The following is a 10,430-nucleotide window of genomic DNA, read 5'->3' on the forward strand; positions in this document are numbered from 1 at the left end:
CGCCGGCACCAGGCCGAGCCATACCAGACGGGTCAACGCGTCCGCCATGCCGGTGTCGCCCGCGACCCACGTCAATGCGGCGATGGGCGCCAATGCCAGCACCGTGAGCGGCCAGCCGCAAAGCAGCACCATCAGCGGCGCGATCGACATCGGCAGCGTGACCGGGACACCGGTGTGGAGGTCCAGACCCCAGAACCACGGCAGCGCCGCCGCTACGAACACCCACAGCCAGGGCGGGCCTTTCGAACGTACGGCGCGCCATGGGCGCAGCCAGGCAGCCACCGCAATCGAACAGGTGGCAAGAAGGGCATTGAAGATCCAGACTTCGTCATCGGGCAGCGGGATCACGGGTGTACTCCGCGCAGGGCGACATGCACGCTGCCCTTGCTTCTAGGCCAGCTACGTCCCGGTTTTGTAGGTGAGCCGCGCGCGAGCTTATGGGAATCGTCGGACCGATCCGACGCCCTGAGACGCTCGCTTCCCCCTGCGCCGCCAGAGTTGCCGCTATAGAAGCGCGAACGCTGCCACGGCGACCAGCGTCGGAAACAAGGCGCCCAGGAGCAGCCCGCCCGCGCTGATCGTCTCATCGGAAAAGCCACGCTTGAGCAGCGCCACGCCAGCCGGGTTCGGCGCGTTGGCAATGATCGTCAGGCCCCCTCCAGCGACAGCGCCGGCCACGAGGCTGTACTTGGCCGGCTCGGAGATTCCCGTGATGAGGGAGCCCAGGTAGGTCAGGGCCGCGTTGTCGGTCACTGCGGTCAGTGCCGTCGCCCCGAAGAACAGCGCTTGCGGCGACATGCCGGAAACAATGGGCTGCAGCCACCACTGCTGCATGCCACCGAGCACCACCAGGCCTGCAAGGAAGAAGGCCACGAGCAGCGCTTCCTTGATGATGAGCGGGCTCTGGTGGCGCTCATAGGCCTGAGTGAAACCCAGGAACATCAGGAACAGGCCCAGGAATGCAACTGGATGATGGGCCAGGACCACGACGCCGACGAGAAACCCCAGATGCACCGCCATCACGAGCAGGGGAACCTTCTCCCGCGCTGCGCTGTTCGCGGGCGCCGGCGCCGCAGAGAGGTGGCTGCGAAGCACCGCCGTCGCCACGGTGGCGTTCACCAGCACGGCAATTGCCGCCTTCCACCCGAAGGTGACCAGCATGAACCAGCTGTCCCAGCCCCATGTCGAGGCGACCATCAGCACAGGAGGGGCGGCAAAGGAAGTCAGCGTGCCGCCGATGGAGATATTGACGAACAGGACGCCGAGCGCGAGGTACTTGACCCGCTCCGGGAGATCTTGCCTGAAGACCTGCGGCGCGAGCATCAAGGCGGCGATGGTCATTGCCGCGGGCTCCGTGATCGCGGAGCCCAGGATGGGGACAGCCGCCAACCCCAGCCAGGCGGTCGCCAGGGAGGTGCGCACGGGAAGACGTCGTGCTAGCAGGTCGATGGCGCCAATCACGGCCTGCAGGATGGGCCGGGATGCCGCCACCACCATCACGACGAAGACGAACAGAGGTTCGGTGTACTGCCGCGATTCGGCATAGGCCAGCGCCTGATCGCCGCCGCTGATGGCTGCCATGACCAGCACCAGCACGATGGCCCAGAAGCCGAAGACGACCTCGACCTCGCCCATGAGATGAAAAACCCCGGCATGGCCGGGAAAGCGCTTCGAGAGCCGCTCGAATTGCTTGGCTGCAAAGGTGTGGATGAGCGCGATTGCGAAGAGAGCGGCAGCAATCAGCTCGATCGTGTGGTGGGGCATCGGGTGCGGGGCATGGGGAAGCTGCGTGGCGGCCCGACCATCGCACAAACCTGCCCCACCCCATGTGTGACACCCACCCGTAGTCTAACCAGGCTGGAGCGGCGGCCTACCACATCTGGTAGTTGCGCGAGGGCGCGCTCGAAAGCCAAATGCGCTTGCGGTTCGCAGCCTTGTCATGAATTCCTGGCAAGTTGGATCCGCGCCCAAAGGAGGACGACATGAACCTGAAAGAACTGAGCCTGGCCACGTTCAACCTCTACAACCTCAACGAGCCGGGCCGCGCGCTCTACTCGGACAGGGACGGCTGGACACGGCAGGAATACGAGTTGAAGATCGCCTGGACGGCGAGGCAGCTGAGCAGCCTGAAGTCGGATCTCTTCGGCTTCCAGGAGCTCTGGCATGCGGACTCGCTCGCCAGGGCGCTCGACGACGCAGGTCTCACGGAGGAATACGACCTGCTGGCGCCGCCCGATGCCGACGGCCGCAAGATCGTCTGCGCCGCGATCGTGCGCAAGGGGCTGCTCAGCAGCGAGCCGGACTGGATCAGCGAGTTCCCCGCGAAGTTCAAGCTCCAGTCCAGCGGCGACGATCCGCAGACGCCGGTGATCGATGTCAGCATCCGCGGCTTCTCCAGGCCGGTGGCGCATTTCACGATCAAGCCGCGCAGGGACGAGCCGGACGTCCATGTGTATGTGTGCCACTTCAAGTCGAAGGCACCGACCAAGGTCTTCAACGAGCCGTGGTTCAAGGCCGACAAGCCGAGCTACAGCAAGCACTCGACGGCGCTGGGTGCCGCACTGTCGACGATCCGGCGCACCGCCGAGGCCGCCGCGCTGCGCTTTCTGCTGACCGAACAGATGAAGGGCAACGACACGCCGGTGATCGTGCTGGGCGACATCAACGATGGCCAGCAGAGCAACACCGCCAACATCCTGACCGAGCAGCCGCGATACCTGGTCGGCGACTCGGTGGGCGGCGGGGACGTGGCGTTCTACACAGCGCAGACGCTCCAGGAGTACCGCGACACACGCGACGTCTACTACACCCATGTGCACCAGGACTTCCGCGAGTCGCTGGACCACATCCTGGTCAGCGAGCAGTTCTACGACAACAGCCGCAAGCGGTTGTGGCTTTTCGATGGGCTGGCCATCAACAACGACCACCTCAACTTCGACAAGCACAAGGCCGATGGCACCAATGACCACGGCATCATCCGTGCCGTCTTCAAGCACAGGCCGATCAGGGACTCGATGTAGCGCGCTGCCTGGCCCCGGTCAGCTCTTGTAGTGCAACGCCCACAGCCAGAGCGGCCGGGGCGTGAGCAGCATCAGGAGCACCACGCCGTAGCGCAGGGACAAGCGGTGCTCCCAGGGCATGCCCGGCCACAACAGCGATCGCCAGGCGTTCATGCGCTCGCCGTCGCGTGCGTAGCGGACGGCGACCACCCGCATGTTGCGGTAGAAGCGGCCCTTCTCGGCCTCGCGCTCGGGCGGCACGCGAAGCTGGCACGCGAGCTCGAAGGCGCGGTGCGCGTCCACGCCGCGCCCCGCCACCGTGACGGACCCCGCCTGCACCCGGTAGCGTGACACGGCCTGCCCCACGAAATGCGCCCAGGCGCCGCTGTTGGCCAGGCGCACCGAGAAGCCCCAGTCGCCCACGTTGCCGTCGCGCTCGCCGCGCATGTGCTGCAGGTAGCTTGCCTTCTCCACCAGGAAGGCATCGGAGGGAATGGACTCCGTCAGGCACCATTCCCACACCGGCCGGGTCGCGGCCGGGCCTTGCCTGCCATACCACTGGTCGCTGGCGCTGGTGCGCGCGGGGTCGGTCACGCCGGCCTCGTCCATGATCAGCTGGGTGCCGAACCACAGCTTCACACGGGCATCGGTCTCGTTGGCGCAGGCATTCGCGAGCACACCCAGCGCGCCCGGGCACAGCTGGTCGTCGTTGTGCAGGATCAGCAGGTGGTCGAACTTTGCACGCGAGGCCAGGAACCACTGGTTCGGATACGTCCCCCTGGAGGGCTCGCTCGGCTGGTAGTCGATGAGTTCCGCCAACCCGCTCTGCGCGATGGCCGCCTGGTTGCGGTCCCAACAGGCGCGTGGGCTGTCGTCGCCGATGAGGATCTCGCCGATCAGCGAGCGCTCCTGCCGGGCGATGCTCTGCAGCGCCTCGGCCAACTGCTCGGGGCGGGCGTAGGCCGGTATGAGGATGGAGATCAGCACGGCGAGGCAGACGCCAGCGCGGCATGCCGCTCCAGGATCAGCCGCACCGCCGAGATGACGTCGCCCACGTCGCGGTCGCTCAGCTTGCCGAGATCGGCAGCGAGACGATCTGCCGGCCCACGCGCGTGGCATGCGGCGTGTGCTCTGGCCGCCAGCCCAGCCGTTGCTGGTAATAGGGGTGCTCGGGCAGCGCCAGGTAGTGCACGCCGACGCCGATGCCCTGCGCAGTCATGGCGTCGAGGAAGCTGTCGCGCGAGATGCCGCAACGCGCCTCGTCGAGCTGAACGGTGAAGAGATGATGCGCATGGCGCGTGTCGGGCGCCGGCGCCGGAGGCAGCGTCAGCGGGAGCACCGCCAGCTCGCGGACATAGCGATCCCAGATCTGCTTGCGCCGACGCCAGTACGACTCGACGTGCGTCAGCTGCTGCAGGCCGATCGCCGCCTGCAGGTCCATCATGTTGTACTTGAAGCCCGCCTCTACCACGTAGTAGTGCTTGTAGCCTTCGTCGCTGAAGCGCTTCCACGCGTCCTTGGTCATCCCGTGCAGGCCAAGCACCCTGATGCGCGCCGCGTCCTCCTCCTTGCGGGCCAGGACCATGCCGCCTTCGCCGGTGACGATGTTCTTGGTCACGTAGAAGGAGAAGCAGCCAAAGTCGCCGATGGTGCCGGCGTTGCGGCCGTGGTACTGCGTCTCGATGGCGTGTGCGCAATCCTCGATGACCTTGAGCTCGTGCTGGCGCGCCAGCGACATCAGTTCGTCCATCTCGCAGGGCCGCCCGGCGAAGTGGACCGGCACGATGGCCCGCGTGCGCGGACTCAGCCTGGCGCGCACCTGCGCGGGGTCGATGTTCAGCGTGTCGGGATCGATGTCCGCCAGCACCGGCGTCGCGCCGGCGTGGAGGATGGCGTTGACGGTGGCGCAGAAGGTCAGCGGCGTCGTGATGACCTCGTCCCCCGGTCCGACCCCGGAGGCCAGCAGCGAAAGATGAAGGGCGGCGGAACAGGAATTCAACGCGACGCCGTGTGTCGCGCCGCGGTAGCGGCAGAACTCGCGCTCGAACTGCGCCACCCGCGGGCCGGTGCCGAGCCAGCCCGATCGCATGACCGCCTCAACCTCCCGGATCTCGCCTTCCTCGATCTTCGGCGAGCCGAAGACCAGAAAATCGTCCTTGTCTCTGATCGACATCGAGTTCTCCCTTGATGCGGCCCAGGGGGGTCGCGGACTCCGTTTCGAACAGATACATGATCTTGGCGTTGCGTGGTGCGGGACTCCGCCTACACGTGTGGGCGCCCGGCGTGCTTGCCGCTCAGAACAGGGGCGCGGTATCGCTCGGCGGACGCGCGCCTTCGATCATCAGCATCCTGAGCTTCGCCGCCGCGCCGCCATGTGCCGAGAAACCGCCGGGCTTGCCGCCTGCGGCGAGTACGCGGTGGCAGGGCACGACCGGCGCGAAGGGGTTGTGGCCCAGCGCCTGCCCGACGGCGCGCGAGAGCTGCCGGTCGCCCAGCTCGGCGGCAATCTCGCCGTAGCTGCGCGTGCTGCCGGGCACGATGCGGCGCGCGATGTCGTAGACGCGGCGATGGAAGTCCGGCACGCCTTCATAGTCCAGCACGATCTCCGCCAGGTCGCGCGGCTCACCGGCAAGCAGGGCACGGATCGCATCGCCGGCAGCCTGTACCGCAGCCGGCGGCAGCGCCTCGGGGACCTGCGCAAAGCGCTGCTGCATGCGCGAGCGCGTGGCGCCCTCCCCGGCCTCGGGCAACTGCACGCCGACGATGCCCCGCGGACCCCATGCGATGCCGCAGGCGCCGATGGCAGTGTCGAACAGCGCGTAGCCATCGAGGTTCATTCACACCTTCTTCAACGCTGGCATGCGTTCGCTGCGTTGGCCTGCATGGCGGTGACGCTGCGCGCAATGGCGTCGGCGAGCTGCGCCGTCGCGCGCTGCGTGCCGCGGGCCAGTGCGTCGATGCCGCCGCCGACCGGTTCCGACACGAAGAGCTGGCAGGCGACCGCGGGACTCTCCTCGGTACGGCGCAAGGTCCAGCTGAAGCCGGCGTCGACGCGGCTGCTCTCCACCGCGTCGAGCTGGCGCAGCTGCACTGCGATGCGCGTGACCGGCTGGCCGCGCGGACGCCCGCTCTTGGTCGCATCGACGGCCCCCAGGCGCTGTGCAATGCCGCTGGCCAGCGCATCGCGCAACTCGTTTTCGAACGAGGAGGACCAGCGGTGCTGCTCCAGGACATCGACCTCCGGCCCCGCGCCCGCCTCCTTCTGCCGCACCACCAGCTGCGGGCGCGCGAAGCGCTCGGGCATGGCGATGGGCGCCAGCTCGATGAAACCGGCGGCGCTCCCGGTGACGCCGGATCGCGCCTTGTCTGCATCGGTATCGGCCAGGCTGTAGTACCGGGGCGCGGGGCTGGCACAGGCGGCCAGCATGGCGGCAGCGACCCATGCCAGGCCGCGTGCTCGGATCGTGTTCATTTCTTCTTGTCCTCCGGCTTGCCGCGCAGCAGCGACTCGGGATGGCGCTCGAGGTAGTCGGTCAGCACGCGCAGCGAGCCCGCCGCGCGCGTCACCTCCTGCAGCGTCTGGCGCATGTCCTGCTGCAGGGGCGAATCGTCGGCCAGTGTCTTTTCCGCGCTGTTGAGCGTCTTGCGCACGTCCTTCATCGCGGCGGCCATCTCCGGGCTCACGTCGTTCTTCAGGCTCGCGGCCAGCTGCTCGGCGCTGACCAGGGTCTTGTCCAGCGTGGCCAGCGTCTTGCGCAGATCGCGGCCGATCTCCTCGAAGGGCACCTTGCTGAGCTTGCGCGCGATGTCGCCCACCTGCGCCTGGATCTCGTCCAGGCTGTTGGCGACCGTGGGCAGCTCGATCGGGTTCTGGTCGATGTCGATCTTCGCCGGCGGCGCCTTGGGGAAGAAGTCGAGCGCCACGTAGACCTGCCCGGTCAGCAGGTTGCCGGTGCGCAGCTGCGCCCGCAACCCCTTGTCGATCAGGAACTTCAGGCGCTCGGCCTGGGTGTAGCGCGATTCCTGCGATCCCTGGCTCCGGCGGCGCAGCCGGTCCGGGTAGACCTGGACCAGCACCGGCATCTTGAACTCGCGCACCTGCGGGTCGAACTCGACGCCGATGGACTTGACCTCGCCGATCTCCACGCCGCGGAAGTCCACCACCGCGCCCGGCGACAGCCCGCGCAGCGACTGGTTGAAGTGCATCAGCAGGGGTTGCGAAGGCCCGTCCGGCTCCTTCATGGCGGCCGCCTCGTCCTCGGCCAGCGCGAAGGTCGTGTTCTCCTGCGCGACCGGGCCCTGCGTATCGTCCGGCGCCTGGAAGGCGATGCCGCCGAGCACGATGGTGGCCAGCGACTGCGTGCGCAGCTTCACCCCGTTGGCGCCGAGTTGCACGTCGAGCCCGCTGGCATGCCAGAAGCGCGTGTTCGCACCGACGAACTTGTCGTAGGGCGCATTGACGAACACGCGCAGCGTGACCCCGCGGCCATCGCCGTCGAGCTCGTAGGCCGCGAGCTGGCCGACCTTGATGCGCCTGAAGTACACCGGCGAGCCGATGTCCAGCGAGCCGACGTCGCGCGCGCGCAGCAGGAACTGCTTGCCCGAGGCATCGCGCGTGACGATGGGCGGCGCCTCCAGTCCGGTGAACTCGCTCGCCGTCTCCTCGGAGGTGCCGGCGTCGGCGCCGATGTAGGCGCCCGAGAGCAAAGTGCCCAGGCCGGAAATGCCCGAGGTGTCGAGGCGCGGGCGCACCACCCAGAAGCGCGTGTCCTGCGCGGTGAAGCTCCTCGCTTCCTTGTTGAGCTGAACCACCACGCGCACGTTGGAGCGGTCGCTGGCCAGGCGAATGGTCTGCACGGTGCCGATCTGCACGTTCTTGTACCGGACGGCCGTCTTGTTGGCCTCCAGTCCCTCGGCGGTCTTGAAGGTCAGCACCACCTCGGGCCCGCGGTCGATCAGGATGCGCGCCACCAGCGCGACGCCGACCAGCGCGGCGACGATGGGGATCAGCCAGATCAGAGAGGGCAGCCAGTTCCGGCGCCTGACGACGACCGGGCTGGGCAGCGGTGGCTTGTCCTCTGCGCTCATGCGGCTGTTTCCTTGTTCGGCATTCGAGTCACGGCTTCCTGGTCTTCCATCACGTCCTTGGTGTCCCAGGTCAGCCGCGGATCGAAGCTCAGCGAGGCCAGCATGGTCAGCACGACGACCGCCCCGAAGGCTCCGATTCCGACGCCCGCCGAGATCTCGGCGAATCCCTGGATGCGCACCAGGCCGGCCAGCAGCGAAACGACGAACACGTCGAGCATGGACCAGCGGCCGATGATCTCGAGCGCGTGGTAGAGCCTGGCGCGCTCCGGCTGGCGCCAGTCGCTGTGGCGCTGGGCCAGGACGGCCAGCAGGATCAGCGACGTGAGCTTGAACAGCGGCACCAGGAAGCTTGCGATGAAGATGATCGCCGCCAGCCCGTAGGCCCCCGAGACCCAGAAGTAGATCACGCCGGAAAGGATGGTGTCTTGCTGCGTGCCCAGCAGGCTCTTGGTGATCATCACCGGGAGCAGGTTGGCAGGCACGTACATGATGCAGGCCGCGATCAGGTAAGCCCAGGTGCGCTGGAAGCTCTGGGGCTTGCGCCTGTGCAGGTGCGTGGCGCAGCGCGCACAGGGCTCGCCCTGCGCAGCGTCGCGCCAGACGGTGCCGCAGTGGGGACACGCCAGGAGGCCGAGCTCGGCGGCGGTCTGGATGGTCACGGGCTCTGCCCCGGCCGGGGTTCGACCGCCATTTCCCAGAAGGTGCGCGGATTGAAGGACAGCACCGAGGTGAGCAGCACCGTCAGGCCCATGAAGGCCCACAGCGCCGGGCCCGCCACCACCTGCGCCATGCTCGAGAGCTTGACGATGGCGACCAGCACGCCCAGCAGGAACACCTCGACCATGCCCCATGGCCGAACCACCTGCAGGATCCGAACCAGCACGCCGAAGCCGGCCGGCTGCCGCTCGCGGGCCATCGGCACGAGCAGGTAGAACAGGATGCACAGCTGCGCCAGTGGGAAGAGGATGGTGGTGGCCAGCACCAGCAACGCCACCAGCGACATGCCTTCGGTACTGAGCGCCACCACGGCACCGGCAAGGGTGGTCTGGCTGTGCAGGCCCGTGACCTGGATCTCGACGATCGGGAACAAGTTCGCGATCGCGAAAAGCAGCAGGCTGGCGACGGTAAGCGGGAGCACGCGCGCGGCCTGGTCGCCGGCATGCCGGTCCAGCTCGGTGCCGCAGCGGCTGCAGCGGGCGACCTCGCGCCGGCGAAGGCGCTTGCGGTGATAGACCGCGTCGCAGCCTTCGCAGACGATGGCTTCGGGAACTTCCTTCATGGTCGTGAATGGCGGGGGCCGGCGGCCCGTTGCGGCTTATTGTCGGCGAGCCGCGCGGCCAGGTAGTCGAGCAGTGCGCGGATGCGCGCCGGCAGCCGCCCGGCCTTGCCCAGGTAGACGGCATGGATCGGCACCGTGTCGCGCGGGTTGAACTCCTCCATCACCGGCAACAGCCGCCCGGCGTCGATGTCGGGCTGGATGTGATAGAGCGAAAGCCGCCCCAGGCCCACGCCCTCCAGCACCAGCCGGCGCAGCGTCTCGCCATCGCCGGCGCGCACGCTGCCCATCACCGGCATGTCGAGCGGGCGTCCGTCTACCAGCAGCGGCCAGTCGGCCACGTGGCGCCGGTAGGTGGAGCCGATGCGGTTGTGCGCCTCCAGTTCCTCGGGGGTGTGCGGCGTGCCGTAGCGCTCCAGGTAGCCGGGCGAGCCGACGATCACCTGTGCGGTGTCGAACAGATGGCGCGCCACCAGGTCGGAGGGCGGCAGCGGGCCCCAGCGGATCGCGATGTCGGTGCGTTCGTCCATCAAGTCGACCACGCGATCGGTCAGCACGATGTCGAGGGTGACCTGCGGGTGCAGCTCCAGGAAACGCGGCACCAGCGGTATCAGCACGCAATGGCCGAAGGAGTAGCTGGCATTGATGCGCACCCGCCCGCGCGGCGCTGCACCGGCGGCGGCGCAGCGCTCGGCCTCGTCCATGTCGGCGAGCACGCGCACGCTGCGCTCGTAGAAATTCTGGCCCTCGGGCGTGAGCTGCAGCTTGCGGGTGGAGCGATGAACCAGCTGCGTCGCCAACCGCGCCTCGAGCCGGGCCACCAGCTTGCTGACCGCCGAAGGCGTCATGCCCAGCACCCGTGCGCCGGCCGAGAAGCTGCCGCGGTCGACCACCTGCACGAAGGCTTCCATTTCGCCGGAGCGGTTGACGTCGGTGCGGGGCATGTCAGTTGCGTGCCTCGTGCTGCCCCGGCTCGCCGAGGATCACGCGGAGGCCCGCAAGACGCGAGAAGTCGCGGTCGTGCGTAACCAGCGCGACCGCGCCCACCTCCAGCGTCGTTGCGGCTT

General features: G+C 68.0%; 11 protein-coding genes and 1 pseudogene. 1 reads left to right on the forward strand and 11 read right to left on the reverse strand.

What is annotated here, in order from left to right:
* A pseudogene (locus APY03_RS40520) lies at positions 1 to 348 on the reverse strand (hypothetical protein); the annotation flags it as partial.
* Positions 349 to 504: 156 nt separating this feature from the next.
* On the reverse strand, positions 505 to 1,764 hold the full coding sequence (locus APY03_RS24080; protein WP_068680793.1) for a putative Na+/H+ antiporter: 1,260 nt from the start codon (positions 1,762 to 1,764) through the stop codon (positions 505 to 507).
* Positions 1,765 to 1,982: 218 nt separating this feature from the next.
* On the opposite strand from APY03_RS24080, the gene APY03_RS24085 reads away from it, so the two are divergent.
* Positions 1,983 to 3,020: an endonuclease/exonuclease/phosphatase family protein gene (locus APY03_RS24085; protein WP_068680795.1), complete on the forward strand. Its 1,038-nt coding sequence runs from the start codon at positions 1,983 to 1,985 to the stop codon at positions 3,018 to 3,020.
* An 18-nt stretch (positions 3,021 to 3,038) separates the two neighbouring features.
* Here the strand turns inward: APY03_RS24085 and APY03_RS24090 are convergent, their stop codons facing one another.
* The 9 genes from APY03_RS24090 to APY03_RS45720 all read right to left on the reverse strand — a co-directional run.
* The gene (locus APY03_RS24090; RefSeq protein WP_068680797.1) at positions 3,039 to 3,986 is read right to left on the reverse strand and encodes a glycosyltransferase family 2 protein; all 948 of its coding nucleotides are present in this window, start codon (positions 3,984 to 3,986) and stop codon (positions 3,039 to 3,041) included.
* A 79-nt stretch (positions 3,987 to 4,065) separates the two neighbouring features.
* A complete protein-coding gene (locus APY03_RS24095) occupies positions 4,066 to 5,172 on the reverse strand; it encodes a DegT/DnrJ/EryC1/StrS family aminotransferase (RefSeq protein WP_198161287.1) in 1,107 nt (368 codons plus the stop codon).
* Positions 5,173 to 5,293: 121 nt separating this feature from the next.
* Positions 5,294 to 5,836: a methylated-DNA--[protein]-cysteine S-methyltransferase gene (locus APY03_RS24100; protein ID WP_068680799.1), complete on the reverse strand. Its 543-nt coding sequence runs from the start codon at positions 5,834 to 5,836 to the stop codon at positions 5,294 to 5,296.
* Positions 5,837 to 5,847: 11 nt separating this feature from the next.
* Positions 5,848 to 6,471 carry a PqiC family protein gene (locus APY03_RS24105; RefSeq protein WP_068680801.1) on the reverse strand — a complete coding sequence of 208 codons (624 nt, stop codon included), beginning with the start codon at positions 6,469 to 6,471 and terminating at the stop codon, positions 5,848 to 5,850.
* Positions 6,468 to 8,087, reverse strand: coding sequence for a PqiB family protein (locus APY03_RS24110; protein WP_068680803.1), 1,620 nt, complete (start codon positions 8,085 to 8,087; stop codon positions 6,468 to 6,470). The genes APY03_RS24105 and APY03_RS24110 overlap by 4 nt, the downstream gene beginning before the upstream one ends.
* On the reverse strand, positions 8,084 to 8,746 hold the full coding sequence (locus APY03_RS24115) for a paraquat-inducible protein A (protein ID WP_232081310.1): 663 nt from the start codon (positions 8,744 to 8,746) through the stop codon (positions 8,084 to 8,086). The genes APY03_RS24110 and APY03_RS24115 overlap by 4 nt, the downstream gene beginning before the upstream one ends.
* Positions 8,743 to 9,366: a paraquat-inducible protein A gene (locus APY03_RS24120; RefSeq protein WP_068680805.1), complete on the reverse strand. Its 624-nt coding sequence runs from the start codon at positions 9,364 to 9,366 to the stop codon at positions 8,743 to 8,745. The genes APY03_RS24115 and APY03_RS24120 overlap by 4 nt, the downstream gene beginning before the upstream one ends.
* Positions 9,363 to 10,307: a LysR family transcriptional regulator gene (locus tag APY03_RS24125; protein WP_068680807.1), complete on the reverse strand. Its 945-nt coding sequence runs from the start codon at positions 10,305 to 10,307 to the stop codon at positions 9,363 to 9,365. Before APY03_RS24125 ends, APY03_RS24120 begins: the two co-directional genes overlap by 4 nt.
* Position 10,308: 1 nt before the next feature.
* Positions 10,309 to 10,430 (reverse strand): hypothetical protein (locus tag APY03_RS45720; RefSeq protein ID WP_198161288.1); only part of this gene is annotated, 122 nt, incomplete at its 5' end.

This window comes from Variovorax sp. WDL1 (assembly GCF_001541225.1).
GTDB lineage: Bacteria > Pseudomonadota > Gammaproteobacteria > Burkholderiales > Burkholderiaceae_C > Variovorax.

Coding starts and splice junctions, on each gene's coding strand:
- APY03_RS24080 (WP_068680793.1), bottom strand. CDS start 1,764: ATGCCCCACCACACGATCGAGCTGATTGCTGCCGCTCTCTTCGCAATC.
- APY03_RS24085 (WP_068680795.1), top strand. CDS start 1,983: ATGAACCTGAAAGAACTGAGCCTGGCCACGTTCAACCTCTACAACCTC.
- APY03_RS24095 (WP_198161287.1), bottom strand. CDS start 5,172: ATGTCGATCAGAGACAAGGACGATTTTCTGGTCTTCGGCTCGCCGAAG.
- APY03_RS24100 (WP_068680799.1), bottom strand. CDS start 5,836: ATGAACCTCGATGGCTACGCGCTGTTCGACACTGCCATCGGCGCCTGC.
- APY03_RS24105 (WP_068680801.1), bottom strand. CDS start 6,471: ATGAACACGATCCGAGCACGCGGCCTGGCATGGGTCGCTGCCGCCATG.
- APY03_RS24110 (WP_068680803.1), bottom strand. CDS start 8,087: ATGAGCGCAGAGGACAAGCCACCGCTGCCCAGCCCGGTCGTCGTCAGG.
- APY03_RS24120 (WP_068680805.1), bottom strand. CDS start 9,366: ATGAAGGAAGTTCCCGAAGCCATCGTCTGCGAAGGCTGCGACGCGGTC.
- APY03_RS24125 (WP_068680807.1), bottom strand. CDS start 10,307: ATGCCCCGCACCGACGTCAACCGCTCCGGCGAAATGGAAGCCTTCGTG.